This window comes from Streptomyces sp. NPDC007088 (assembly GCF_042869355.1).
In the GTDB taxonomy this organism is placed as follows: domain Bacteria; phylum Actinomycetota; class Actinomycetes; order Streptomycetales; family Streptomycetaceae; genus Streptomyces.
The window spans coordinates 217522-242171 of record NZ_JBIAFO010000004.1; the positions used below are offsets into that span (position 1 = coordinate 217522).

Sequence of the window (24650 nt, forward strand, 5' to 3'; positions counted from 1 at the left end):
CGGCCGTCTTAGCTGCCGACGCGGTCAGCAGTGGTTGGGTACGTTCCCCTTGTCGTTGCCCTTCAGGTAGATGGCGCTCACGTAGCCGATCCCGCCGCTGTTGAGCTGGAGGCGCACCCAGTTGCGGTTGCTGATCCCCTTGTCGTTGACGAGATCGCCCTCCAGCCAGCACAACGCGTCGTAGCTGTAGTTGGCGTTGACATGGCTGACGACCCGCTCGCCCTTGGCCGGTCCGGCGTGCACGTTGCCGTAGGTCCACGCGGTCACCGAGGTGGCGGCGAACGACGGTGAGGCGGCGAGGACACCCGCCCCGGCCAGCGCCAGACTCGCCCCGCCCAGGGCGAGGGCGCGCTTCGTCTTCGTACCGAGCATGTGCGTCTCCCGTTGATCGTGCGTCGGCACGGCGCACCCTTCGGGTGTCCGTGGTGCCGGACCGGGCCGGGCGTGGTCCTGACACCACGCACGACCCGGGCCTCCGGCGGGCTCCACCTTTGTGGATCAACGGAGAACGATCAATCGCTGAAGGGAACGAGTGGACTCCGCGGTGTTCGCGGCGCCCGTTCGACCGGCGGTGTCGCACCTGGAACGCCTCACGACGCCCGTGCCGGGAGGTTTACGGCCGCGAAGACGTCCGTTCGGGGGACAGGGGCCCGTCAGCCAGGACCCCTGGGCCGGGGGCCGGTCTCCTTCCGGGCGAGTCCCCTCAGACGCCCGATCCCGCGGAGGCCAGGTGGCCGGGGGGTTCTCGTCCTCCTGCTCGTCGCCCGCGGTGAGGGCGTACGCCGTCGCGGGATCTGCGCCTCGGGCGGCATCGCCGCCGCGAGATCACGCACCCGCTCGACGTCCGCCGTACGCAGCGGCCCGGCCCGCCCGGCGGCCCGCCCGTCGGCGCCCACACCGGGCAGCTGCGAGCCCCTGGCGGTGAACTGGAGGGCCAGCGGGGCCGCGGCACCCCAGAAGAGCCCTGTGGAGTACACGCGTCCACCGGCCCACAGCCGGGTCCGCACGGGCAGCGCGGGAACCTACCGGGAGCAGCACCGCGGGGACCCGCCGGCGCACGACAACACCGGCGGTCCAGGAGGCGGGCACCGACGGTGGTGGTACGAGCAGCACGACTCCCGGCGGGATTCGGCACGGCTACCGGGATTCGTCAAAGTTGCCTACTGGACGCGCAGGGCGCGGAGGACAACCCATCCGGGCTGAAACCCGGAGGAACGCAGGCGCGCGACGGGGGCTGGACGCACCCGCACGCTGTGGCCAGCCTCAGGGTGCGGGGCGTGGCAGACCGCAGGTGGGTACGGGGGGTTGCCTCATGGTCGCGGTCCGTGCTCGCGCCGTACGTTCGACGCACAGGCCGCATCCACCAGCCACCGGAGTTCTCATGACCCAGACCACCCCACCCCCGGCGCTGCCGCGCCCTCGCGGTTCCCTGATCGCGGAGCCGGACAGGACACCGCGTGAGGGCAGCGAGTTCACTCCGTTGCTGCGCGCGGTGAAGGGGCAGGGGCTTCTGGAGCGCCGCACCGGTTGGTACGTCCGCGCCGTCCTCGTGAACACACTGAGCCTCGCGGCCGTCGTGACCGGGATGATCGTGCTCGGCGACACATGGTGGACCCTGCTCCTCGCGCCGCCTCTCGCGGTCTTCTCGGCCAGAACGGCCTTCATCGGTCACGACGCGGGGCACGCGCAGATCACCTCCGATCGCGGAATCGGCCGGCTGATCGGCCTCGTCCACGGCAATCTCCTGCTGGGCATGAGCTACGCGTGGTGGAACGACAAGCACAACCGCCACCACGCCAACCCCAACCACGTCGACAAGGACCCCGACGTCGCCGCCGACGTCCTGGTCTTCTCCCAGGATCAGGTGGCGGAACGCACCGGGCTGCACCGCTGGCTCACCCGGCACCAGGCATGGCTCTTCTTCCCGCTCACCCTGCTGGAGGGGTTCGCCCTGAAGGTGCACGGTTTCCAGGACCTGCGCCGCCAGTCGCCGCGAGAGCGACTGGTCGAGGGGGCGCTGCTGCTCGTCCACGTCACCGCCTACCTGACGCTGCTGCTGAGTGTCCTGTCCCCGTTCAAAGCGCTGCTCTTCCTGGTGCTGCACCAAGCGGTCTTCGGACTGCACCTCGGGATGGCCTTCGCCCCCAACCACAAGGGCATGGAGATGCCCGACCCCGACGGAGAACGCTGGGGGCATCTGCGCCGCCAGGTCCTGACCTCGCGCAACATCCGCGGCGGCCCGGTCACCGACTGGTTCCTCGGCGGTCTCAACTACCAGATAGAGCACCACCTGTTCCCGAGCATGCCCCGCCCGCACCTGCGTCTGGCCCGCCCGCTGGTGCGCGCCCACTGCCGAGACCTGGGCCTGCCCTACACGGAGACCGGGCTGGTCGACTCCTACCGTCAGGCCCTCGGCCACCTGCACGACGTCGGGGAGCCGCTGCGCGCGGGAGAATAGAGGAAACCGCCCTGCGGGAGACCTGCGGGAGGCCTGCGGGAGAAGGGACATGGACGAGGACCCGGAAGCGGGCCGGGGGACGAAATCAGGGTTGCGTCAGGGTCCACCACGGCGATCCACTGGAACCGTCGCGGGCGCGCTGCCGTTCTCAGTGCAGAGGGCGGCAGGTGGCCGCCGAGGAGGCGACACAGATGTCGAAGAACGCGAAGGTAGCCGCAGGAGGAGCCGTCGTCGGCCTGATCCTGCTCATCTGGCTCCCCTGGTGGGCGGCTCTCCTGATCATTCTCGGGGTGCCGGCCGCCGCCTACCTGGCCCTGGACCCCTCCCAGCGACGCAGACTGCGCCGCGTGGGGCGTAAGGAACTGGGCCGCTGAGCCGTCCGGGGCGCTGAGGGCGGGACCATAGCGCCGGCCCTGCCGCCGGTGGCCGGAGGCGGCGCCCCGTTCGGGCGAGGCGGCCCGCCGAGGTGGGTTGCCACGCTCAGGCGGGGCGCACCGCGATCCCGTCGAGGGCGCTCAGAAGACCGGGCAACTCGGGCCCGCGACCGACCGGGAAGATCTCGCCGGGCTCCTCGTCCACGAGGACGAAGGCGATGTCGTCGGTCCGGGCCACGAGCGACCACCCCGGCCCGTCGGCCCGCAACATCCGTGCCTCGTTCGTGGCGAAGGCCGACCGCACCCGGCCCGGAGGTGGCGGAGCACTGAGATATCCACGCGCCTCGGCCAGCACCCGGCGCACAGGGCCACGGACCACCGGCGAGGGCCGGGCGGAACCCGTCCGCTCCCGGCTGCCATCGGAGTCGTCGGTGCCGGCGGTCTGCTCCCGCCCGTCGCCGCCGCTCTCCTCGTCCGCCCCGCCCTCGCGCCTTCCGGCTCCGGACGCGGTGCCGGGGGAGGTGCCGCGTACGGCGACCGTAGGCGGTGGGTCCGCAGGCCCGGCCTCGGCGTCCTTTGCCGCGTTCCCGGAGGGGACGGGCAGGAACTCCTCGTCCGCTATCTGCCCGCGCCACACATGCCACTGCCGGGCGATCTCGTCGGCGCCCAGTCTGCGCTGGGCCGGACCCCAGCCCTCCTCGGCGGGAGGGACCAGGGGCGCCCGTCCCCCGGTACCGTCCTCTCCGGGTACCGGATCGTGCGGAGCGGGGACACCGGGTGCCGCCACCGAGAGCGCCATCGGCCAGCCCGGCAGGGAGGCCACCACCGTTTCCGGGGCGGGGGAGAGGGCGTACTCCATCCCGCAGTCCCAGGAGGCGATCGCCACGGCGACCATCGAGACGTCCCCCACCACGACCGTCCACCGCGCTCCGTGCCCGTCCTGGCCGAGCACCAGACCGTAGCCGAGCGCGGCAGGCGGCAGACCGAGCCGTGCGCATGCCTCGGGGAAGTCGTCCCCCAGTGCGCCGGGGAACTGGGCCGGCGTCAGCAAAGCCGCCGTCAGCACGTAGAGCGCCTCGTCCTGCTCGTCCCGCGCGCCCGGCTGCTCCGTCTGCGGCACGTCCGTCTCCCTTCCGTGCCCGGCCTGGCACCGTCCGTGCGCCGCGGCGTGTGTGCCGTCGGTCGGCGCACCTTAACCAGCGGGTAACCTTCGCGTCGAGACTCCGGGACACGGCCGCCGCGAAGCCTTCACGTGGTCCCCTCCCCGCCGTTCCGCGCGCCGGGTCCCCCTGCGCCGCTGGCCGCTTCTTCGCTGACGGCGCCTGCGAGGGTCTCTCCGCCGGTCCCGGTCCCGGCCGAGCGCCGCGAGACCGCGAGGAAGCGCTCGTCCTCGTCGACGTACGTCAGCAGGTGCCAGCCGGCGGCGGACAGCAGCGCGGTCAGGCGCGGCCTCGCCCGCAGATCCCCGGGACCGAGGTGGCGGCCCTGCCGGGCGGCGAGCGCCGCCCGGCCGAGCGGATGGAACAGGACGAGCCGGCCCTCCGGGCGCACGACCCGGGCCAGTTCCCGCAGTCCGGCCACCGGTTCGGGCAGATGCGCGATCAAGCCGGCGGCGAACACCGCGTCGAGCGCCCCCGCGCGGAGGGGCAGCCGGGACACGTCGGCGAGCAGGAGCAGCGCCGCCGCGTCCCGCCCCCTGCGCCTGGCCTCGCCCAGCATCTCGGGCGTCAGGTCGGCGCCGAGCACCGTGCCGGCCGGCCCGACCCGCTCGCGCAGCGGCGGCAGAGCACGGCCGGTGCCGCAGCCGGCGTCCAGGACCGCCTCGCCCGGCCGCAGCGCCAGTTCGTGGGTCGCGGCGGCGTACCGGGGCAGGTCGCCGGCGAACCTGTCGTCCCAGCCGGCCGCGCGCGGGCCGAAGAACTCCTGTACAGGGGGGTGATCGTGACCGCTCATGCCGCCATGATCCCGCGCGGTCCGGGTACGGCGAAGCGGCCGCACCCGTGAAGGGCCGGCCGCTTCGCCGTACCCGGACCGGACAGCCGGCGCCGGGGGAGCGCTGTCGAGGTGCTGAGGAGGTCAGACAGCCGAAGCGGCTGCCTTGGCCCCCTGTTGCCGGGCGGAGCGCGCGGCCGGAGCCAGCAGACGCTGAGCCAGTTCACCGAAGAGCAGTCCGAAGGCCGTCCACAGCACCAGTTGGATGGAGACCGAGGAGACCCTGAACTGCCACAGCAGCGTGGCGGGGAAATCGTGCCCCACCTCGTTGACGGACGGCAGGAAGGCGTAGGCGAGACCGACGGCCACCCCGAATCCGGCGAGGGCCACGACCGTGGCCCACCAGTTCCCGAGAACGGGAGCGAGCCGCTTGCCCGCGATGACCGTCGCTATCGCGAGCAACACGCTCAGCAGCATCATCAGACCGTAGAGCGCGGTCCGTTTGCCGATCGTGTCCGGGTCGCCCACCGCCGGCGGGTTGGCCGGGTACTTGAAGAAGGGGACGAGGTAGACGGCGACGAGACCGGAGGCGGCCATCAGCGCGGCCGTGGCCCGGGGGCCGAAGCGACCGACGCGGCCGAGGGCGAAGCAGTAGGCCAGGGCCAGGATGCCGCCGAAGGCGACCCCGTAGACGAGGACGCCCGTCGCCAGACCGGCGGTGGACTGCAGCCCTCGGCTGACGACCTCGACCTCGTGCTCGTGCCCGCCGCCCGCGCCGTGGGAGTGGCCTTCCTCCAGGGAAATCGCCGCGTCCACCCGGGGCTCCCCGAGCAGGTAGGCGACGACGAGTGCGAGCAGGCCGGCCCCGAGGCCGGCGAGCATGCCGCGCACCAGGAGGTTTCTGACTGTGGCGGAGTTCATGGAGATCGGTGCCGCCCCGTCAGTGGCAGGGGAAGCCGAGCAGGTGCCGGCCGTCGTGGACCCACTCGTGCACGCCCGTGCCCGAGAAGACCGAGGTGGCGCCCTGTTCGGCGCCGACGAAGTACAGCAGGGCCAGCATGAGGACGCCGAAGAACGCGGCCCAGGGAAGGACGGCGCGGATCGGCAGACGAAGCGGTGTGGTGGTGCCCGCGGTGGGCTGAACGACAGACTGCGCCATGGCAGTGGGCCTCCGGTAGGGAACTCGCGTCCCGGTCGATGGAGCTCGGGTTACGGCATGACGGGTCTGACTCGACCGGTTCGAGACCGGCATACAGTGGCGCGACCGTCCCGGGCTCTCACCGGGTTCCGTCATGTCGCGGGTAATGTCACCGGGACGATATCGCTCACCAGTCCGTACGTCGAGAGCGTCTCGGCGCGGGCGACACAGGACCGGGCCCAAGTGGGTTTCTGCGCAAGGGCCTTGCGGGACACGGCGGGAGGCCGGACATGACGGTGCGCGTGATGCTGGTCTCACCCGCCCGCAGTGTCGCTCTCGAACGGTCCGTCTTCGACGACGGCCTGCCGCTCACCGAACGGGGGCGAGCCGCAGCCGCGGCCGCCCGGTTCGCCGGCCTCGTGCACCCGCCCCGCCACGGACGCGTCCTGCTCTCGCCGTCTCTCCGGTGCCATGAGACGGCGGAGGTCCTCGGCCTGGACGGAAGCCCCGACGGGTCGCTGGCGGGACAGTCCGTGGGCGACTGGCGGGGGCGCGCGCTCGACGAACTGCTGGCCGCCGAACCGGAGGCCGTGGGACGCTGGCTGCGAGACCCGCGGTACACCCCGCCGGGTGGTGAACCGCTGGACGCGCTGATCCGCCGGGTAGGCGCCGGGCTCACCGGCCTCGCCGAGGGGGAGGAGGCGACCGCCGGACGCCGGCACGTCCTGGTCGCGGAGCCCGACGTGGTGCGCGCGGCCGTCGTGCACGCCCTGCGTCTGCCTGCGGAGGCCTTCTGGCGCCTGGACGTCCGGCCGCTGAGTGTCACGGAACTCTCCGGCCGCTCGGGACGGTGGAACCTCCGTCTGGGGAGCGCGGGGGACTGACGGCCGGGCCGCGGTGGCGCGTCTCGCGTGTGTCGATGCCGGGCCCTTGACGGGAAGATCCGGGCCGCTCGCCGCCGGTGCCCGGCTGAGAGCGGGCCATCCGGGCCGGCTCGCCGCCGGTGGCGGCTGAGGGCGCGTCAGGGGGCGCCGGGGATCGCTGGAGAACGTGACGGGGACGCCTGCGGATCGCTGTCGCACATGACGTTCGCCGTGCGACGGACCTGGGCCCGCGCGCCGAAGGTGACCGTGTCGGTCTGCCCTGCCACAGTCTCCGGTCCACGGGCGGTTCGTCCGCGGACCGGAGGCCGCACAGGTCAGGCGCGGCTGACCCGCACTCGCGTCAGTTGGCGACCCCTCCCACGGCGACGACGTTGTCGACGCGCAGCCGTACGACGAGTTCGCCCGGGACACCGTTGCGCCTGCCGAACTCCTCGGCCTGCTCGGGGCCCACGTACCGTTCGGCGATGCGGGTCGCCCACGCCACGAGGGCCTCGGAGTCCTCAGTGATCTCGACGTGCCCCTCCAGGGTCACGAAGGAGAAGGGAGGACGGTCGTCGTCCACGCAGAGCGCGGCGCGCCCGTCCCGGGCCAGATTCCGCCCCTTGACGGTTTCCTTTCCGGTGTTGAAGAGCACGTCGCCGCCATCCAGTACGAACCAGATCGGGGCGATGTGGGGCCTGCCGTCCGCCCGGACCGTGGCCAGTTTTCCCGTCCTTGTCCCTTTGGAGACGAAGTTCTGCCATTCCTCATCGGTCATGTTGTGTGCCATGTGACCATCCTGCTTGCCGAGACCGTGGGGGTGGGGAAGGCTGGCAGTGCGGTTCCTCCGGTCGGGGGACGTTGTCGGACGGGGAGTGCGGAACGTGGCGCAGAACGCAAGAATCGGCTGGCTCCTGGACGAACTGACCCAGCGTGTCGCGAGCGTCAGGCACGCCTTGGTCCTGTCCAACGACGGCCTGGTCACCGGGGTGAGCAGCGAACTGGCACGGGAGGACGCCGAGCACCTGGCCGCCGTCTCCTCCGGGCTGCACAGCCTGGCGCGGGGGTCCGGGCGCTACTTCGGCGCGGGTGGCGTCCGGCAGACCATGATCGAGTTCGATGACGCCCTGCTCTTCGTGACCGCCGCCGGTGACGGCAGTTGTCTGTGTGTCCTGAGCGCCGCCGACGCGGACGTGGGCCAGGTCGCCTACGAGATGACGCTCCTCGTGAACCGGGTCGGTGAGCACCTCGGCGTCGGCAGCCGCCGGCCCCAGCAGACCGGCTGACCGCCCCTCCCACCGCTCTGCCCCAACAGCCGTCCCACCCCCTCCCACCTCGCCCTTTGTGAGTTATCCACAGGTCGAGCGCGAAGTCCGTCCCCGGAGCTACGTTTTCTCCCGAGACCTGAACGCGTCGTACGGGGGAATTCGTCATGGCGGGAAAACACACAGAGAATCGATCGATCGGCACGGCGCCGGGGCCGGTGCGGCGACGGGAGGTCGCCGTCGAAGCGGCTGGAGCCTTGGCCGGACCGCGCTTCACCTCGGGGCGGCCCCTCCGGTCGAGGCGGACGCCCCCACCCGGACGGCCTCTCACACCCCGACCGCCTCTCACGCCCGGACGGCCTCCCGCGCCGCCGCCTCGCACGTCGAAAGCCGCGCCCCCTCTTCTTCCGGCCGAAGCGGCCGACGCACTTGGGCTCGGCAGACGGGAGTTCGAACTCGCGGCGGAGATCGGCCTGTTCACCTCCACCCCGGGTTACGCGGGCTCGGCGCGCACCGTTGCCGCACAGGAGGTCGCACGGCTGCGCGCGGCTCCTGGTTTCCCCGCGAGTCTGCGCGAGCAGGTGCGTACGGCGGGTACCGCGGAAGCCGCGGCCCTGCTCCACATCGCGCCGTCCCGCTTCGGACGGCTTGCCCGCTGCGGTCAGCTCGTCCCGGTCCGCTTCTACGTGAACCGCTACCGCGTCGTGGTCTGGCTGTACCGCGTGGTGGAGCTGCGGGAGTTCGCCGCCCTGCGACCCGACCTGCTGAAGGGCCCCCTCACCGAGCGGCTCGGGCCCGAACCGGCGGAGGATCTGCGGCCGGTCACCTGGCGTCGGCGCCGTAGGGAGTGTCTGGACCGCGTCACGAGCGATCCCTGGGAGCGCGCGGCGCTCTTCGCCGCGCAACTCGGCCCTCAGACTGTCGCCGCGCTCGTTCCCGACTCCGCCGAGTGCGACTACCTCTACCGGCTGCGCCCCGAGCCCTGTCGCCTGGCCGTGCCGGGAAGCCCGGTCGACGCGGTCCTCGACCCCGTGCTCCACGCCCGGGGCGCTGAGGAGAGGGCGCTCCTGAGCACCCGTCTCGGTCAGGAACTGCGAGCCGCCCGTACCGTTCGCCCGGCGCCCCGGCCGGCCCGAGTGCCCCGCCCGGCGCCGGCCGCGGAGCCCCGGCCCGGCCGGGCCGCCAACACCTGCCCCTCGCCAGTGCCGCAGTCTCTCGCGCCGACCGAAACCATGCCGGTGCCCACGGTGCCCACGGTGCCCACGGTGCCCACGGTGCCCACGGTGCCCACGGTGCCCACGGTGCCCACGGTGGCACCCGCGCCACCACTGGAGATGGGGAAACGAAAGTGCGGCGGGCGGCGGAAGCGCCGCCGGGCAGACCCCGCTCCCGCGCGCCTTCGGACGTGGCTGCGGCTGCCCTGGCGGCGGCCGTGAAGTGCGCGCGGCCGACCCGCCCCGCGCGAGCCCTACCGCGCGGGCGGCCCGTCGTCGCGAGGACGGAAGAGCCCTTCCTGCACGACCGAGACGAGCAGGTTCCCCGACCGGTCGTAGATACGGCCGCGGGCGAGCCCGAGACCTCCGGTGGCGATCGGCGACTCCTGCTCGTAGAGCAGCCATTCGTCAGCGCGAAAGGGGCGGTGGAACCACATCGCGTGGTCCAGCGAGGCCAGGTCGAGCACCCGCGCACCCCACAAGGGCTCGACCGGCAGCCGGACGGCGTCCAGCAAGGTCGTGTCACTGGCGTAGGTGAGCGCACACGTGTGCACGAGTGGATCGTCACCGAGCGGGGTCACCGCCCGCATCCACACCGCGCTGCGCGGCTCCGCGCCCGCCGCCTCCTGCGCGGTCCAGCGCAGCCGGTCCACGTAACGGATGTCGAAGGGCTGCCTGCGGGCCATCCGCTCCAGTTCCTGAGGCAGACCGCCGAGATGCTCCCGCACCTCGTCCGCGAGGCGGGGCAGCGCCTCCGGATCACCCAGTTCCCTGGCCGGCGGCAGCTGATGAGCGAAGGCCCCCGGTTCGGGGAGGTGGAAGGAGGCCGTCAGGGCGAAGATGGTCCGCCCCTGCTGCACCGCCGTGACACGCCGCGTCGTGAAGGACCTGCCGTCCCGTACCCGTTCGACCTCGTAGACGATCGGGACGCCGGGCCGCCCCGGACGCAGGAAGTACGCGTGCAGCGAGTGCACCGGCCGGTCCGGTGGCGTCGTCCGGCCGGCGGCGACGAGAGCCTGTCCCGCCACCTGCCCGCCGAAGACTCGTTGCAGCGACTCGTCGGGGCTCTGCCCCCGGAAGATGTTGACCTCGATCCGCTCCAGGTCGAGCAGATCCACCAGGCGCTCGGGGCGCACCTCGTCGTCGGGCGGGATCATGGTGTGCGGGACTCCCTCTCGCGGGCCTGGTCGGGACACCCGCCGTGGCCGGACAGGTCCACGGCGGGGAATGCGGGCGCGGCCCGCGCGGCGTCAGGTGCGTGCCCTCGGGGTGCCGGGCGTCGGCCCTCGTACTGGACGTACTCGGGAATGCGCCCGGTGCCGCGAGAACGCGTGCACGGCGTCGCGCGGCAGACGGAAATCGTCGGACAGGCCCTACAGCTGCCCGACCGCGGTGACACGGACGACCGCGCGGCCCTCCGCGTCGGACGCGGTCAGATCGACGTCGGCACTGATGCCCCAGTCATGATCGCCCTCCGGGTCCGCGAAGATCTGCCGCACACGCCACAGGGCGTCCGAGGGACGCTCCTCGATCAACAGCAGGCGCGGTCCGCGCGCGTCCGGGCCGGTTCCCAGATCCTCGTACCGGTCCCAGTACGCGTCCATCGCCTCGCCCCACGCCTCGGCGTCCCAGCCCGCTTCGGCGTCCATCTCGCCGAGTTCCCCGACCTTGTCGAGCGCGGCCAGTTCCACCCGGCGGAACATCGCGTTGCGCACCAGTACCCGGAAGGCGCGCGCGTTGGCGGTGACCGGTTTGACCTGATCGGCCTTCTCCTGGGCCTCTTCCGCGGTCAGCGTCTCCGGGTTCGCGAGCTGCTCCCACTCGTCGAGCAGACTGGAGTCGACCTGGCGCACCAGCTCGCCCAGCCACGCGATGAGGTCCTCCAGGTCCTCCGACTTCAGGTCGTCGGGGACCGTGTGCTCCAGGGCCTTGTAGGCGCTGGCCAGGTAGCGCAGCACGATGCCCTCGGTGCGGGCCAGCTCGTACAGCGACACGTACTCGGTGAAGGTCAGCGCCCGCTCGTACATGTCCCGTACCACCGACTTCGGCGACAGCGGGTGGTCACCCACCCACGGGTGGCTCGTGCGGTACGTCCCGTAGGCGTGGAAGAGCAGTTCCTCCAGGGGCTTGGGGTAGGTGATGTCCTGGAGCCGCTCCATCCGGTCCTCGTACTCCACCCCGTCCGCCTTCATCGCGGCCACCGCCTCGCCCCGCGCCTTGTTCTGCTGCGCGGCGAGGATCTGCCGGGGGTCGTCGAGGGTGGACTCCACGACGGAGACCATGTCCAGCGCGTAGGAGGGGGACTCGGGGTCCAGGAGGTCGAAGGCCGCCAGCGCGAAGGTGGAGAGCGGCTGGTTGAGCGCGAAGTCCTGCTGGAGGTCGACGGTGAGCCGGACGATCCTGCCCTCCGCGTCAGGCGCGTCCAGCTTCTCGACGATCCCCCCGTCCAGCAGCGAACGGTAGATGGCGATGGCCCGGCGGATGTGCCGCAGCTGCTGCTTGCGCGGCTCGTGGTTGTCCTCCAGCAGCCGGCGCATCGCCTCGAAGGCGTTGCCCGGCCGGGCGATGACCGACAGCAGCATCGTGTGCGTCACCCGGAAGCGGGAGGTCAGCGGCTCGGGATCGGAGCCGATGAGCTTGTCGAAGGTGTTCTCGCCCCAGCCCACGAAGCCCTCCGGGGCCTTCTTGCGGACCACCTTGCGGCGCTTCTTCGGATCGTCGCCGGCCTTCGCGAGCGCCTTCTCGTTCTCCACGACATGCTCGGGGGCCTGTGCCACGACCAGACCCGCGGTGTCGAAACCGGCCCGCCCGGCCCGGCCCGCGATCTGATGGAACTCGCGCGCCCGCAGCGTGCGCACACGCGTCCCGTCGTACTTGGAGAGCGCGGTGAACAGCACCGTGCGGATCGGCACGTTGACCCCGACGCCGAGGGTGTCCGTGCCGCAGATCACCTTCAGCAGCCCGGCCTGGGCGAGCTTCTCCACCAGGCGCCGGTACTTCGGCAGCATGCCCGCGTGGTGCACGCCGATCCCGTGCCGCACGTAGCGCGAGAGGTTGCGGCCGAACTTGGTGGTGAACCGGAAGTTGCCGATCAGCTCGGCGATCCGGTCCTTCTCCTCCCGCGTGCTCATGTTGATGCTCATGAGCGCCTGCGCCCGCTCCACGGCCTGCGCCTGCGTGAAGTGCACGATGTACACCGGCGCCTGCCGCGTCTCCAGCAGCTCGGTCAGCGTCTCCGTCATCGGGGTCAGCTTGTACTCGTAGGACAGCGGGACCGGGCGGGTCGCCGAGCGCACCACCGAGGTCGGCCGGCCGGTACGGCGGGTGAGGTCCTTCTCGAACATCGAGACGTCACCGAGCGTCGCCGACATGAGGACGAACTGGGCCTGGGGGAGTTCCAGCAGCGGGATCTGCCAGGCCCATCCCCGGTCGGGTTCCGCGTAGAAGTGGAACTCGTCCATGACGACCTGGCCCACGTCGGCGTTCCTGCCGTCACGCAGGGCGATGGAGGCCAGCACCTCGGCGGTGCAGCAGATCACCGGGGCGTCCGCGTTGACGGAGGCGTCTCCGGTGAGCATGCCGACGTTCTCGGTGCCGAACAGTTTGCACAGGTCGAAGAACTTCTCCGACACGAGAGCCTTGATCGGCGCGGTGTAGAACGTGACCTTGTCCTGGGCCAGCGCGGCGAAGTGCGCCCCCGCCGCGACCAGGCTCTTGCCCGAGCCGGTCGGCGTGGAAAGGATGACGTTCGCGCCCGAGACGGCCTCGATCAACGCCTCCTCCTGGGCCGGGTAGAGAGTGATGCCCTGGGTCTCGGTCCACGCGGCGAAGGCGTCGTAGAGAGCGTCGGGGTCGGCATCCGGAGGCAGCTGATCGATAAGGGTCACCCCTCCATCTTGCCTTCCTCGGCCGGTGAGGGGGGAATCGCCCGACCGGGCGACGATCATGGGGGCTACCCTGAACCGGCGCCGAAACGACGGACGGGTGTCGGACGGGTCATCAACTGCACAGCGGTGCAAGAACCAGGGGGACAGGACGATGATGGGTCCGGCACACTCGCTCTCCGGGGCGGCCGCCTGGCTGGGGATCGGAGCGCTGGCCGCGGCCGAGGGGCACACGATGCCGTGGCCGGTCCTGGTGGCCGGTGCGCTGATCTGTGCGGGCTCGGCACTCGCCCCCGATCTGGACCACAAGTCGGCGACGATCTCCCGGGCCTTCGGGCCGCTCTCGCGCTGGGTGTGCGGATTCGTGGACGCGCTCTCCTACGGCGTCTACAAGGCGACCAAGGGCAAACGCGACCCCCGCAGGACCGGCGGACACCGCACCCTCACCCACACCTGGTTCTGGGCGGTCCTGATAGGCGCCGGCGCGTCGGGGCTGGCCGTGACGGGCGGCCGCTGGGCGGTGCTCGCCATCCTCTTCGTGCACATGGTGCTGGCCATCGAGGGCCTTCTGTGGCGCCAGGCCAGGGTCTCCAGCGACGTCCTGGTGTGGCTGCTGGGCGCGACCAGCGCCTGGATGATCGCCGACATCATGGACAGGCCGGGAAACGGGGCAGGATGGCTCTTCACCGACCCGGGACAGGAGTACCTGTGGCTGGGCCTGCCGATCGTGCTCGGCGCCCTGATCCACGACATCGGGGACGCGCTCACCGTCTCCGGTTGCCCGATCCTGTGGCCGTTGCCGATAGGCCGCAAGCGCTGGTACCCCCTCGGGCCGCCGAAGTTCATGCGCTTCAGGGCGGGCAGCTGGGTCGAGATCAAGATCCTCATGCCGGTGTTCATGCTGCTCGGCGGAGCGGGCGGACTCGCGGCGCTCAACGTCATATGAGCCGGGATCGCCTCCCGTGCACGGAACAGGACCCGAATGCCGCACAGCCAGCCGCGCCCCCTGCTGCGTTGACAGCCGCGCCCCCTACCGCGCCGACCGCCTCGCCGAATACGGGCCGGTGCCGTCCAGTGCCCCGGTGAGGCGCACCCGGCCTGTGGGCGTCCGGCGTCCTGCCGCCGGCCGCTGAGCGCGACGGAAAGCGCCCCCGACGACCCCGCGTACCGCCGGGCCGTCGAGGGCGCTCAGAAGGCGCCGCTCAGCCTTTTCAGTCCTGTTCAGCCATGGGCGCGGTGGCGCGCTCAGTCGTGCCAGGAGCGCCACAGAGCCGCGTACGCCCCGTCGGCGGCGACCAGCTCGTCATGGCTGCCGAGTTCGCTGATCCGGCCGCCCTCGACGACGGCGATGACGTCCGCGTCGTGCGCCGTGTGCAGCCGGTGCGCGATGGCCACGACCGTCCGGCCGTCCAGCACCCTGGCGAGCGAGCGCTCCAGATGCCTGGCGGCGCGCGGGTCGAGCAGCGAGGTCGCCTCGTCCAGTACGAGCGTGTGCGGATCGGCCAGCACCAGCCGGGCGAGCGCGATCTGCTGCGCCTGGGCCGGAGTGAGGGAGAAGCCCCCCGAACCGACCTCCGTCTCCAGACCGTCGTCCAGCGCGCGCGCCCAGGTGTCGGCGTCGACCGCGCCGAGCGCCGCCCACAACTCCGCGTCCTCGGCCTCGGCGCGGGCCAGCCGGAGGTTGTCGCGCAGCGAGCCCACGAACACGTGGTGCTCCTGGTTGACCAGCGCCACGTGGGTCCGCACCGCCTCGGCGGGCATCCGGGACAGCTCCGCCCCGCCCAGCGTCACCGAGCCGGTGCGCGGGCCGTAGATCCCCGCGAGCAGCCGGCCCAGCGTCGACTTCCCGGCGCCCGAGGGGCCGACGAGCGCGAGCCGGGTGCCGGGCTCCACCGCGAGCGTCACCTCGCGCAGGACGTCCACGTCCGGCCGGTAGCCGAAGCGCACGTCCCGCGCCCGCACCCGGCGGCCCGAGGGTTCCACCGAGGCGTCCCCCTCCTCCGGCTCGATCTCGCCGACGCCCACGAGCCGGGCCAGCGACACCTGCGCCACCTGGAGCTCGTCGTACCAGCGCAGGATCAGTCCGACCGGTTCGACCAGCATCTGGGCGAGGAGCGAGGAGGTCGTCAGCTGCCCCACGTCGATCCAGCCCTGGAGGACGAAGACCCCGCCGACCATCAGCACCGCCGCGAGCACGGTCGTGTGGGTGACGTTGATGACCGGGAACAGCACCGAACGCAGCCACAGCGTGTACCGCTCCCACGCGGTCCACTGCGCGACACGGAGGTCGGTGAGCGCGATGCGCCGGTCGCCGACGCGGTGGGCCTCCACGGTCCGCCCCGCGTCGACGGTCTCGGTGAGCGCGGAGGCGACCGCCGCGTATCCGGCCGCCTCGGAGCGGTACGCCTTCGGGGCCCGCCGGAAGTACCAGCGGCAGCCCACCACCGCCAGGGGTACGGCTATCAGCACCGCCGGGGCCAGCTGCGGTGCGGTCACGACGAGACCGCCGAGGAGCAGGATCGCCCAAACCACGCCGATCGCGAGCTGGGGGACCGCCTCCCGCATCGCGTTGGCCAGCCGGTCGATGTCCGTCGTGATGCGGGACAGCAGATCGCCCGTCCCGGCCCGCTCCAGGACACCCGGCGGCAGCTTCACCGAACGCACGAGGAAGTCCTCACGCAGATCGGCCAGCATCTCCTCACCCAGCATCGAGCCGCGCAGGCGCACCATGCGGATGAAGAGCGTCTGGATGACGAGCGCCACCACGAAGATCGTGACGGTCTGCCCCAGCGGGATGTCGTCGGAGCCCTCGGACACCTTTTCGACGAGATCGCCCAGCAGGTAGGGCCCCACCATAGAGGCCACGACCGCGACGGCGTTCACCGTGATGAGCAGCAGGAACGGGCGGCGGTGCCGGCCGAACAGCTCGCGGACATAGGCGCGTACGGTGGCCGCGCTGCCCACGGGCAGTGTCGTGGTCGTGGTGGGGGCCGCCGGATCGTAGTCCGGGGGCGCGAGCCCGATCATGCCTTCTCCTCGATCTGCGTCCGCGGGGCGGTCTCCAGCTCCGTGGTGCCGCGTGCGGTGGGCGCGGTCGTCCGCGCCGATGCCTCGTCGCCGGCCTGCCCGGCGGCGCCCGTCGTGGGGGAGGGGGTCTCCTCGACGGTCCTGGCCGCCGCCTCCTCGTCGGTCTCCCGCGTCACGACGGCCCGGTAGCGCGGTTCGGAGCGCACCAGTTCCCGGTGCGGACCGCTCGCCACGGCCCTGCCCCCGGCCACGAGCACGACCCGGTCGGCGCGGTCCAGCAGAAGCGGGGAGGAGGTCATGACCACGGTCGTGCGCCCCCGCCGCAGACCCACCAGCCCCTCGGCGATCGCGGACTCCGTGTGCGAGTCGACCGCCGAGGTGGGCTCGTCCAGTACCAGCACCTCCGGGTCGGTGACCAGGGAGCGGGCGAGCGCCAGCCGCTGCCGTTGCCCGCCCGAGAGGGAACGGCCCCGTTCGGTGATCCACTCGTCCAGTGGGTCCCGGTCCGCTCCGCGCTCGCCGCCGCCCGTCTCGGCGAGCGCCGCGAGGACGTCCGCGCACTGCGCCGCGTCCAGCGCCGCCCGTGCGCAGACGGCTCCGGAGGCGGGGACGTCGAGGAGTTCGCGCAGGGTGCCCGACAGCAGCACCGGGTCCTTGTCCTGCACGAGCACCGCCGTGCGGGCCGCCGCGAGGGGAACGCCGTCCAGCGCCGTCCCGCCCAGCCGCACCGAGGGGAGCCCCGCCGCGTCGGGGGCGTGTCCGCCCAGCCGCTCCGCGAGCCGGCCGGCCGCGTCCGGGTCGCCGCACACCACCGCGGTGAACGAGCCCGCCTCGGCCCGCAGACCGGTCAGCGGATCGTACAACTCGCCCGAGAGGGAGCCGGAGGTCTCCACCGGCCTCAGGGAGGGGGCACCGGCCTCAGAGGCGTCCGCCTGCCGCGCGAGGTCCCCGGAGAGGTCGTCCCGGCGCAGAGCCAGCACCCGGGCGGCGCGCTTGGCGGAAGGACGGGAGAAGGAGTACGCCATGGCGATCTCCTCGATGTGCCGCAGCGGCCAGGCCAGCAGCGTCACCGTGCTGTAGACGGTCACCAGCTCACCGACCGTCACCCGCCCCTCGCGGGCGAGATGTACGCCGTACCAGACCACCGCGATCATCAGCAGCCCCGGCAGCAGCACCTGCACGGCACCGATCAGGGACCACAGGCGGGCGCTGCGCACGGCGGCCCGGCGCACCTCCTGCGAGGCGGCCCGGTAGCGGCCGAGGAACAGTTCCTCGCCGCCGATGCCGCGCAGGACGCGCAGCCCCGCCACCGTGTCCGAGGCGAGTTCGGTGGCCCGGCCCGCCTTCTCCCGCTGGAGGTCGGCGCGGCGCGCGGTCGGCGGGAGCAGCGGCAGGACCGACAGCCCGACGACCGGCACGCCGAGCGCCACGACGAGACCCAGCGCGGGCTGGTAGACGAGCAGGCCCACACAGACCAGGACGACGGCGAGGGCGGCCGCGAGGAACCGGGACAGCGCCTCGACGAACCAGCCGATCTTCTCGACGTCCCCCGTGGACACCGCCACGACCTCACCCGCGGCGACCCGGCGGGTCAGCCCGGAGCCGAGGTGCGCCGCCTTCCGGATCAGCAACTGCTGGATGCGCGCGGCCGCCGTGATCCAGTTGGTGACCGCCGCGCGGTGCAGCATCACGTCCCCGACCGCCACACCGGCCCCGCACAGAGCGAGCAGCAGCCCGGACAGGGCCAGCCTCCGGCCGGCCCCCTCGCCCCCGTCCGAGACGGCCTGCACGGCCAGTCCCACCGGGTAGGGCAGGCAGGCGATGCCGGTGAAGTGCAGCACCCCCCAGCCGAGCGCTTTGGTCTGGCCACCGAGTTGGTTGCGGCCGAGCCAGTACAGGAATCGAGGGCCCGACCGTACGTCGGGTACTCCGGGGTCCGGGTACGGAAGATCGCGAATGTGCATGATGTCCCAGGTGCGAGGGTGAGCAAACCCGGCAAGACTCGCTCCGGAGACGGGGACAAGGCAAACGGTTTTTCGCCTCCCGGCAAAGAATCGGCCGCCCGCAGCCGCGGCACCGGGCGCCGTGAGGACCCTCGCCCGCGGATGCGAGGATGGGTGCCATGCGTAGCGCGGGTACGGCAAGAATCGTGGTCGGCACAGTGGCCGTCCTGGCCCTGGTGACCTCCTGCTCCTCGGGGGACGGCGACGGGGGAGCGAGCACGGCGCACAAGGCCCCGCGCTCAAGTCCCTCCGCGCAGAAGGCCAGAACGACCGGCCTGACCCGCATCCCCGGCGTCGGGGACCGCCTCCAGGAGCGGATTCCCGGCAACAGCCGTCAGGTCGTCGCGGTCTACGGGGAAGGCGCCGACTCGGCCGACTCCACCGTCGTGCTGTACGCCAAGCACGGCAGCACGTGGGACCAGGCCGCCCGCTGGAAGGGGCACAACGGCAAGAAAGGGTGGACCACCGACCACCGCGAGAACGACAAGCGCAGCCCCGTCGGGGTGTACACGCTCAGCGACGCGGGCGGTGTCCTGGCCGATCCCGGAGCGCGACTGCCGTACACGCAGACCGCCTCGATCCAGGCCCCCCACTACTGGGCCAAGTCCCACTGGCACGACTTCGACTACGTCGTCGCCATCGACTACAACCGCGTCAAGGGCACCCCGCCGAACGACCCCACCCGCCCCGAGGGCCAGACCAAGGGCGGAAGTATCTGGCTGCACATGGACCACGGCAGCGGCACCTCCGCGTGCGTGAGCATCCCGAAGGCCGGTATGCGCACGCTGCTGACCACGCTCGACCCCGCGCGGCACCCGGTCGTGGTCATGGGCGACAGGAAGCACCTCAGCGCCTGAGGCCACGAGGCGGGAGGGGCGGGGTCACCCGTCCCCTCCGCCGTCGCCGGCTCGCCCTCAGGCCCCAGCGCTTTCCGCCGTGGATGTCCGTCCGGGGGAGCGCGGCGGGCGGGTCGCCCGCTCCAGCTCCATCAGAGCCGAGTAGTATCCGCGTCCGCCCGTGGCGTGGTCCATGCCCACCTCGCACATGCGGTTCGCGGACAGGTGCGCGTCGAACTGCCGCGAGGTGACCTCCGCGGCCTCCTTCGCCGTCGCCGACTCCGTCAGCTCCCGGTGCAGCAGCCCCCGGTCGCCCGCGAAGGCGCAGCAGCCCACGTCGTCCGGCAGTACCACCTCGTCCGCACACGCGGAGGCGACGGCCACCAGCTCGTCCACGTCCCCGAGGTGCTGCATCGAACACGTCGGGTGCACGACGGCCGAGGCCACCTTCCGGTGCACCGTCAGACGCGGCAGCAACTCCTCGGCCGCCCACACCAGCGAGTCCACGACGGTCAGCGCCGCGTGCAGTTCCTTGTTGGTCTCCGTCAGGTACGGCACCACCTCGTGCCCGATGCCGAGGGTGCAGGAGGAGGCGTCCACCACCAGGGGCAGCGCCCCGCCGCGCGTCCAGCCCCAGGCCGCCTCCACGACGCGGTTGGCCATCACCGTGTTGGCGTCCTCGTAGCCCTTCGAGTGCCAGATCGTCGCACAGCAGGTCCCTTCGACGTCATCGGGAATCCACACCGGCTTCCCGGCCCGCTGCGAGACCATGACGACCGCCTGCGGCAACGAGGGCTCGTACGGACCCTCCGGACCGCCGAAGATGCGGTTGACGCAGGCCGGGTAGTAGACCGCGACCGCCTCCGACCTGGGGGTGCGCGGCAGCCGGCGCGCCGCCGCGCCCGGCACCTCCGGCAGCCACTCCGGTACGAGATCGGGGCGCACCGCCTTGCGCGCGGTCCGCGTCACCGCGCCCAGGAGCCTGTCGCTGATCTTCTCCGCGGAGGCGACCGCGAGCCGCGCCCCGGCCTCCACCGTCTTGAAGTCCTTCGCGGTGCGGGTCGCGACGCGTTCCTCGCGGCCCGAGTGCCGCTGGTGACGGAACTCCTTCATCAGCATGCCCGTGTCGATGCCGACCGGACAGGCCAGCTTGCACGTCGAGTCACCGGCGCAGGTGTCCACGGCGTCGTAGCCGTAGGCGTCGAGCAGCCCCTCCTCGACGGGGGAATGGCTGTCCTGGCGCATCATCTCGCGGCGCAGCACGATGCGCTGGCGCGGGGTCGTCGTCAGATCCTGGCTGGGGCAGGTCGGCTCGCAGAAGCCGCACTCGATGCACGGGTCGGCGATCGCCTCGACCTGGGGAATCGTCTTGAGGCCCCGCAGATGCGCGCGCGGGTCGCGGTCCAGGACGACGCGCGGGGCGAGCACCCCGGCGGGGTCGAGGAGTTCCTTGAGCCGCCACATCAGCTCCGTCGCCCGCGGGCCCCACTCCAGTTCCAGGAACGGGGCGATATTGCGGCCGGTCGCGTGCTCCGCCTTGAGGGAGCCGTCGAAACGCTCCACCGTGAGGGCGCAGAACTCGTCCATGAACGCGGCGTACCGCTCCACGTCCTCGGGCCTCGCGGCGTCGAAGGCGAGCAGGAAGTGCAGGTTGCCGTGGGCGGCGTGCCCGGCGACGGCCGCGTCGAAGCCGTGCCGTGTCTGGAGTTCGAGCAGGGCCTCGCAGGCCTCCGCCAGCCGCGAGGGCGGCACCGCGAAGTCCTCCGTGATGAGGGTCGTACCCGAGGGACGCGATCCGCCCACCGCCGTCACGAAGGCTTTGCGGGCCTTCCAGTACCCGCCGACGACCTTCTTGTCCCGGGTGAACTCATTGGTGACGGAGGCGACCGGAGCGACCAGCTCCAGATCCTCCATGACCTCCGCGGCGACCCGCTCGTACGCCCTCCGCGCCTCCTCGTCGGGCGCCCGGAACTCCACGAGCAGGGCCGCGGTGGACTTCGGCAGCCCGGCCCAGTCCGCCGGTACCCCCGCGACGCTCGTCGAGGCGCGCAGCGTGTTGCCGTCCATCAGCTCGACGGCGATCGCGCCCGCCTCGTTGAACTTCGGCACCGCCGCCGCCGCGGCCGGCAGGGAGGGGAAGAACAGCAGGCCCGTCGAGACCTCGCGGTCCAGCGGCAGCGTGTCGAAGACGACCTCGGAGATGAACCCGAAGGTGCCCTCGGAGCCCACCATCAGACCGCGCAGAACCGACACCGGGCTGTCGCCGTCGAGGAACGCGTCCAGCCGGTAACCGTTGGTGTTCTTGATCTCGTACTTCGCGCGGATCCGGGCCACCAGCGCGCCGTCCGCCTCGATCTCGGCCTTGAGCGCCAGGAGCCCCGCGCACAGCTCCGGCTCCGCCTCGGCCAGCCGGGCGTCGGCGTCCGGCGCCCCCGTGTCCACGATCGTGCCCGAGGGCAGCACGACCGTCATCGAGCGCACCGTCCGGTACGAGTTGCGGGTCGTACCCGCGGTCATGCCCGAGGCGTTGTTGGCGACCACCCCGCCCACCGTGCAGGCGATCGCGCTCGCCGGGTCCGGGCCCAGTACCCGGCCGTGGCGGGCCAGCGTCGTGTTGGCGCGCACGATCGTCGTGCCCGGCCCGATCCGTGCCTGCTCCCCGTCGCCGAGCACCTCGACGCCCGCCCAGTGCCGGCGGACGTCGACGAGGATGTCCTCACCCTGGGCCTGCCCGTTGAGCGAGGTCCCGGCGGCCCGGAACACCACCTCGCGTCCCTCGCGGTGCGCGTAGGCGAGGACGGCGGCCACGTCCTCCACGGTCTGGGGTACCACGACGACCTGCGGCAGGAAGCGGTACGGAGAGGCGTCCGAGGCGTACCGCACCAGATCGGAGACGCCTGTGAGGACCTTGTCCGCCCCGAGCAGCCCGATCAGATCGCCGCGCAGCGGCTCGGGTGTGCCGCCGGCCCGCTCGTCGGGCACCCGGTCATGGGCCGCCTCGGGCCGGGAAGCGGGGCGCAGAGCGTTCGGGTCAGGGTCCAGCAGCGGCATGTGGTGGTGCTCCCTCGCATGTTGGTGCGTACGGCGAACGTGCCCCGGCCGGGCCCCCGCCCCGCCGTCAGCGCTTCTTGTCACTATCCTCCAGAGTCCCCGCGGGGCTCGGGCGAGGGGGCGTCCGCGTCCGGGCGGACCTCGTGCGAGTGCTCTCCCTCCGGAACCAGCCTCGCGAGCAACTGGCTGAACTGGTCGCGCTGTTGAGCGGTGAGCGGAGCCAGTACGTCCTCGGCCGCCCCCCGGCGGGCTCCGCGCAGCCGGTTCAGCGCGTCACGACCACTGTCCGTCAGCTCGATCCGCGTGACCCGACGGCTGTCGGGATCGGGCACCCGGCGCACCCGTCCGCCCGTCTCCAGGCCGTCGACGAGGCTCGTGATCGCGCGCGGCACCACCTCAAGGCGCCGGGCCAGATCCGCCATCCGGGGCGGCCGGCCGAAACCCGCGACGGCGCGCAGCAGCCGGCCCTGCGCCGGAGTGATGCCGAGGGGCTCCAGGTTCTGCTTCTGGATGCGGTGCAGCCGGCGGGTGAGCCGCAACAACTGCTCGGCGAGGAGGCCGTCCCGGTCGGGTGGGCCGTCGGCCACGTCCGTCTCGTGCTGCTCGGCGTGGCCGCCGGAAGGGGAGGGGGTCATGCGGGGAATATTAACAGGAGGGGGTTCATTGTGTACCTAGGTAACAATGAGCTATGATCTCTTTCGCCGTCTCGTGGCCGCGTTCCGCCCCCGGCCGCCTCGCACCCCTGAGGAGCCCATGCGTCCCCCGGAAATCAACTGGACCCCGCCGGTCAAAGCCGGTGACGAACCGCGCCAGATCCGGCGCGTCCTGCGCCTGTTCCGTCCCTACCGAGGCCGGCTCGCCGTGGTCGGTCTGCTCGTCGCCGCCTCCTCCCTCGTCTCGGTCGTCACCCCGTTCCTGCTGCGCGAGGTCCTGGACACCGCCATCCCGCAGGGGCGCACCGGCCTGCTGAGCCTGCTGGCCCTCGGCATGATCCTCAGCGCGGTCGTCAACAGCGTCTTCAACGTGCTGCAGACGCTCATCTCCACCACCGTCGGCCAGCGCGTCATGCACGATCTGCGCACCTCGGTCTACGGGCGCCTGCAACGCATGTCGCTCGCCTTCTTCACCCGCACCCGCACCGGAGAGGTGCAGTCGCGCATCGCGAACGACATCGGCGGGATGCAGGCGACGGTCACCTCCACCGCGACCTCGCTGGTCTCCAACCTGACGAGCGTGATCGCCACCGTCCTCGCGATGCTCGCCCTCGACTGGCGCCTGACCGTCGTCTCCCTGCTGCTGCTCCCCGTCTTCGTGCTGATCAGCCGGCACGTCGGCCGGGAGCGCAAGCGCATCACCACCGAGCGGCAACGACAGATGGCCGTCATGGCCGCCACCGTCACCGAGTCCCTGTCGGTGAGCGGCATCCTGCTCGGCCGCACCATGGGCCGGGCCGACTCGCTCACCCGTTCCTTCGCGCGCGAGTCCGAGGAGCTGGTGGACCTGGAGGTGCGCTCCAGCATGGCGGGGCGCTGGCGCATGTCGGTGATCAGCATCGTCATGGCAGCGATGCCCGCCCTCATCTACTGGGCTGCCGGGCTCTCCCTCCAGTTCGGCGGCCCCGGCATCTCCATCGGCACCCTGGTCGCCTTCGTCTCCCTCCAGCAGGGCCTGTTCCGGCCCACGGTCAGCCTGCTCGCCACCGGCGTGCAGATCCAGACCTCCCTCGCGCTCTTCCAGCGCATCTTCGAGTACCTCGACCTGCCGGTCGACATCACCGAGTGCCCGCGGCCCGTACGACTGGAGCGCGCCAGAGGGGAGGTCCGCTTCGAGCACGTCGAGTTCCGCTACGAGCCGGACGGCGCCCGCGTCCTCGACGGCATCGACGTGACGGTCCCGGCCGGTGGCAGCCTCGCCGTGGTCGGCCCGACCGGCTCCGGCAAGAGCACCCTCAGCCACCTCGTGCCCCGGCTGTACGACGTCACGGGCGGGCGCGTGACCCTCGACGGGGTGGACGTGCGCGACCTCGACTTCGACACCCTGGCCCGCTCCGTCGGCGTCGTCTCCCAGGAGACCTACCTCTTCCACGCCTCGGTCGCCGAGAACCTGCGCTTCGCCAAGCCCGAGGCCACCGACGAGGAGTTGGTCGCCGCCGCCCGAGCGGCCCAGATCCACGAGCACATCGCGTCCCTCCCGCAGGGCTACGACACCGTGGTCGGCGAGCGTGGACACCGGTTCTCCGGAGGGGAGAAGCAGCGACTCGCGATCGCCAGGACCATCCTGCGCGATCCGCCCGTACTCGTCCTCGACGAGGCCACCAGCGCCCTGGACACCGCGACCGAGCGGGCCGTGCAACAGGCCATCGACGAGTTGTCCGCGCACCGCACGACCATCACCGTCGCCCACCGGCTGTCCACGGTGCGCGACGCGGACCAGATCATGGTCCTGGAGGCCGGCCGCTCGGCCGAACGCGGCACGCACGAGGAACTGCTCGCCCTCGACGGTGCCTATGCCGCGCTCGTGCGGCACGACACCCGGCGTGACCAGCGGGAAGCCAGACTCGAACCGACAGCGTAGGCGGTGGTCGATTTCACCTGTTTGTCCGGGT

Annotated in this window: 20 protein-coding genes; 8 read left to right on the plus strand and 12 right to left on the minus strand. The window is 72.1% G+C overall.

What is annotated here, in order from left to right:
* Nucleotides 1-24: 24 nt before the first annotated feature.
* Nucleotides 25-372 carry an SH3 domain-containing protein gene (locus tag ACFYMP_RS08840; protein ID WP_388852809.1) on the minus strand — a complete coding sequence of 116 codons (348 nt, stop codon included), beginning with the start codon at nucleotides 370-372 and terminating at the stop codon, nucleotides 25-27.
* A gap of 1009 nt (nucleotides 373-1381) precedes the next feature.
* Between ACFYMP_RS08840 and ACFYMP_RS08845 the strand changes: the two genes are divergently transcribed.
* Nucleotides 1382-2458, plus strand: coding sequence for a fatty acid desaturase family protein (locus ACFYMP_RS08845; protein ID WP_388852812.1), 1077 nt, complete (start codon nucleotides 1382-1384; stop codon nucleotides 2456-2458).
* 191 nt (nucleotides 2459-2649) lie between these two features.
* On the plus strand, nucleotides 2650-2832 hold the full coding sequence (locus ACFYMP_RS08850) for a hypothetical protein (protein WP_388852815.1): 183 nt from the start codon (nucleotides 2650-2652) through the stop codon (nucleotides 2830-2832).
* A 106-nt stretch (nucleotides 2833-2938) separates the two neighbouring features.
* Here the strand turns inward: ACFYMP_RS08850 and ACFYMP_RS08855 are convergent, their stop codons facing one another.
* The 4 genes from ACFYMP_RS08855 to ACFYMP_RS08870 all read right to left on the minus strand — a co-directional run bounded on the left by ACFYMP_RS08855 (nucleotide 2939) and on the right by ACFYMP_RS08870 (nucleotide 5923).
* Entirely contained in the window at nucleotides 2939-3952 is a 1014-nt protein-coding gene (locus ACFYMP_RS08855) for a hypothetical protein (RefSeq protein ID WP_388852818.1), read from the minus strand.
* A 128-nt stretch (nucleotides 3953-4080) separates the two neighbouring features.
* Nucleotides 4081-4785, minus strand: coding sequence for a class I SAM-dependent methyltransferase (locus tag ACFYMP_RS08860; RefSeq protein ID WP_388852821.1), 705 nt, complete (start codon nucleotides 4783-4785; stop codon nucleotides 4081-4083).
* A 123-nt stretch (nucleotides 4786-4908) separates the two neighbouring features.
* Nucleotides 4909-5685: a CbtA family protein gene (locus ACFYMP_RS08865; RefSeq protein WP_388852824.1), complete on the minus strand. Its 777-nt coding sequence runs from the start codon at nucleotides 5683-5685 to the stop codon at nucleotides 4909-4911.
* Between the two features lie 19 nt (nucleotides 5686-5704).
* Nucleotides 5705-5923, minus strand: coding sequence for a CbtB-domain containing protein (locus ACFYMP_RS08870; RefSeq protein WP_388852827.1), 219 nt, complete (start codon nucleotides 5921-5923; stop codon nucleotides 5705-5707).
* A 269-nt stretch (nucleotides 5924-6192) separates the two neighbouring features.
* Between ACFYMP_RS08870 and ACFYMP_RS08875 the strand changes: the two genes are divergently transcribed.
* Entirely contained in the window at nucleotides 6193-6786 is a 594-nt protein-coding gene (locus ACFYMP_RS08875) for a histidine phosphatase family protein (RefSeq protein ID WP_388852830.1), read from the plus strand.
* Between the two features lie 340 nt (nucleotides 6787-7126).
* Here the strand turns inward: ACFYMP_RS08875 and ACFYMP_RS08880 are convergent, their stop codons facing one another.
* Complete coding sequence (locus ACFYMP_RS08880) at nucleotides 7127-7555, minus strand: PPOX class F420-dependent oxidoreductase (protein WP_388852833.1); 429 nt, start codon at nucleotides 7553-7555, stop codon at nucleotides 7127-7129.
* A gap of 94 nt (nucleotides 7556-7649) precedes the next feature.
* Between ACFYMP_RS08880 and ACFYMP_RS08885 the strand changes: the two genes are divergently transcribed.
* A complete protein-coding gene (locus ACFYMP_RS08885) occupies nucleotides 7650-8051 on the plus strand; it encodes a roadblock/LC7 domain-containing protein (protein ID WP_388852836.1) in 402 nt (133 codons plus the stop codon).
* Nucleotides 8052-8197: 146 nt separating this feature from the next.
* Nucleotides 8198-9466 (plus strand): DUF6397 family protein, encoded by a 1269-nt coding sequence (locus ACFYMP_RS08890; RefSeq protein WP_388852839.1) that lies wholly within the window; start codon nucleotides 8198-8200, stop codon nucleotides 9464-9466.
* 32 nt (nucleotides 9467-9498) lie between these two features.
* Here the strand turns inward: ACFYMP_RS08890 and ACFYMP_RS08895 are convergent, their stop codons facing one another.
* Both ACFYMP_RS08895 and ACFYMP_RS08900 read right to left on the minus strand, forming a co-directional pair.
* The gene (locus ACFYMP_RS08895; RefSeq protein WP_388852842.1) at nucleotides 9499-10401 is read right to left on the minus strand and encodes an acyl-CoA thioesterase; all 903 of its coding nucleotides are present in this window, start codon (nucleotides 10399-10401) and stop codon (nucleotides 9499-9501) included.
* A 216-nt stretch (nucleotides 10402-10617) separates the two neighbouring features.
* On the minus strand, nucleotides 10618-13191 hold the full coding sequence (locus tag ACFYMP_RS08900; protein ID WP_388852845.1) for a DEAD/DEAH box helicase: 2574 nt from the start codon (nucleotides 13189-13191) through the stop codon (nucleotides 10618-10620).
* 91 nt (nucleotides 13192-13282) lie between these two features.
* Here ACFYMP_RS08900 and ACFYMP_RS08905 point away from each other — a divergent pair, with 91 nt between their 5' ends.
* Nucleotides 13283-14074, plus strand: coding sequence for a metal-dependent hydrolase (locus ACFYMP_RS08905; RefSeq protein WP_388852848.1), 792 nt, complete (start codon nucleotides 13283-13285; stop codon nucleotides 14072-14074).
* Nucleotides 14075-14373: 299 nt separating this feature from the next.
* On the opposite strand, the gene ACFYMP_RS08910 is transcribed toward ACFYMP_RS08905, so the two are convergent.
* Nucleotides 14374-16155 (minus strand): ABC transporter ATP-binding protein, encoded by a 1782-nt coding sequence (locus ACFYMP_RS08910; protein ID WP_388852851.1) that lies wholly within the window; start codon nucleotides 16153-16155, stop codon nucleotides 14374-14376.
* Nucleotides 16152-18119 carry an ABC transporter transmembrane domain-containing protein gene (locus tag ACFYMP_RS08915; RefSeq protein WP_388852854.1) on the minus strand — a complete coding sequence of 656 codons (1968 nt, stop codon included), beginning with the start codon at nucleotides 18117-18119 and terminating at the stop codon, nucleotides 16152-16154. The genes ACFYMP_RS08910 and ACFYMP_RS08915 overlap by 4 nt, the downstream gene beginning before the upstream one ends.
* A 158-nt stretch (nucleotides 18120-18277) precedes the next feature.
* Between ACFYMP_RS08915 and ACFYMP_RS08920 the strand changes: the two genes are divergently transcribed.
* Nucleotides 18278-19015, plus strand: a complete 738-nt coding sequence (locus ACFYMP_RS08920) for a hypothetical protein (RefSeq protein ID WP_388852857.1) — start codon at nucleotides 18278-18280, stop codon at nucleotides 19013-19015.
* A gap of 57 nt (nucleotides 19016-19072) precedes the next feature.
* Here ACFYMP_RS08920 and ACFYMP_RS08925 read toward each other — a convergent pair whose 3' ends face one another.
* Nucleotides 19073-22045, minus strand: coding sequence for an FAD-binding and (Fe-S)-binding domain-containing protein (locus ACFYMP_RS08925; protein ID WP_388852860.1), 2973 nt, complete (start codon nucleotides 22043-22045; stop codon nucleotides 19073-19075).
* An 83-nt stretch (nucleotides 22046-22128) separates the two neighbouring features.
* The gene (locus tag ACFYMP_RS08930; RefSeq protein ID WP_388852863.1) at nucleotides 22129-22680 is read right to left on the minus strand and encodes a MarR family winged helix-turn-helix transcriptional regulator; all 552 of its coding nucleotides are present in this window, start codon (nucleotides 22678-22680) and stop codon (nucleotides 22129-22131) included.
* A gap of 118 nt (nucleotides 22681-22798) precedes the next feature.
* On the opposite strand from ACFYMP_RS08930, the gene ACFYMP_RS08935 reads away from it, so the two are divergent.
* Nucleotides 22799-24619 (plus strand): ABC transporter ATP-binding protein, encoded by a 1821-nt coding sequence (locus ACFYMP_RS08935; RefSeq protein ID WP_388852866.1) that lies wholly within the window; start codon nucleotides 22799-22801, stop codon nucleotides 24617-24619.
* Nucleotides 24620-24650 lie beyond the last annotated feature (31 nt).

Coding starts and splice junctions, on each gene's coding strand:
- ACFYMP_RS08870 (WP_388852827.1), bottom strand. CDS start 5,923: ATGGCGCAGTCTGTCGTTCAGCCCACCGCGGGCACCACCACACCGCTT.
- ACFYMP_RS08880 (WP_388852833.1), bottom strand. CDS start 7,555: ATGGCACACAACATGACCGATGAGGAATGGCAGAACTTCGTCTCCAAA.
- ACFYMP_RS08925 (WP_388852860.1), bottom strand. CDS start 22,045: ATGCCGCTGCTGGACCCTGACCCGAACGCTCTGCGCCCCGCTTCCCGG.
- ACFYMP_RS08905 (WP_388852848.1), top strand. CDS start 13,283: ATGATGGGTCCGGCACACTCGCTCTCCGGGGCGGCCGCCTGGCTGGGG.
- ACFYMP_RS08895 (WP_388852842.1), bottom strand. CDS start 10,401: ATGATCCCGCCCGACGACGAGGTGCGCCCCGAGCGCCTGGTGGATCTG.
- ACFYMP_RS08910 (WP_388852851.1), bottom strand. CDS start 16,155: ATGATCGGGCTCGCGCCCCCGGACTACGATCCGGCGGCCCCCACCACG.
- ACFYMP_RS08920 (WP_388852857.1), top strand. CDS start 18,278: ATGCGTAGCGCGGGTACGGCAAGAATCGTGGTCGGCACAGTGGCCGTC.
- ACFYMP_RS08850 (WP_388852815.1), top strand. CDS start 2,650: ATGTCGAAGAACGCGAAGGTAGCCGCAGGAGGAGCCGTCGTCGGCCTG.
- ACFYMP_RS08935 (WP_388852866.1), top strand. CDS start 22,799: ATGCGTCCCCCGGAAATCAACTGGACCCCGCCGGTCAAAGCCGGTGAC.
- ACFYMP_RS08915 (WP_388852854.1), bottom strand. CDS start 18,119: ATGCACATTCGCGATCTTCCGTACCCGGACCCCGGAGTACCCGACGTA.
- ACFYMP_RS08875 (WP_388852830.1), top strand. CDS start 6,193: ATGACGGTGCGCGTGATGCTGGTCTCACCCGCCCGCAGTGTCGCTCTC.
- ACFYMP_RS08930 (WP_388852863.1), bottom strand. CDS start 22,680: ATGACCCCCTCCCCTTCCGGCGGCCACGCCGAGCAGCACGAGACGGAC.
- ACFYMP_RS08900 (WP_388852845.1), bottom strand. CDS start 13,191: ATGATCGTCGCCCGGTCGGGCGATTCCCCCCTCACCGGCCGAGGAAGG.
- ACFYMP_RS08890 (WP_388852839.1), top strand. CDS start 8,198: ATGGCGGGAAAACACACAGAGAATCGATCGATCGGCACGGCGCCGGGG.
- ACFYMP_RS08865 (WP_388852824.1), bottom strand. CDS start 5,685: ATGAACTCCGCCACAGTCAGAAACCTCCTGGTGCGCGGCATGCTCGCC.
- ACFYMP_RS08840 (WP_388852809.1), bottom strand. CDS start 372: ATGCTCGGTACGAAGACGAAGCGCGCCCTCGCCCTGGGCGGGGCGAGT.
- ACFYMP_RS08845 (WP_388852812.1), top strand. CDS start 1,382: ATGACCCAGACCACCCCACCCCCGGCGCTGCCGCGCCCTCGCGGTTCC.
- ACFYMP_RS08860 (WP_388852821.1), bottom strand. CDS start 4,785: ATGAGCGGTCACGATCACCCCCCTGTACAGGAGTTCTTCGGCCCGCGC.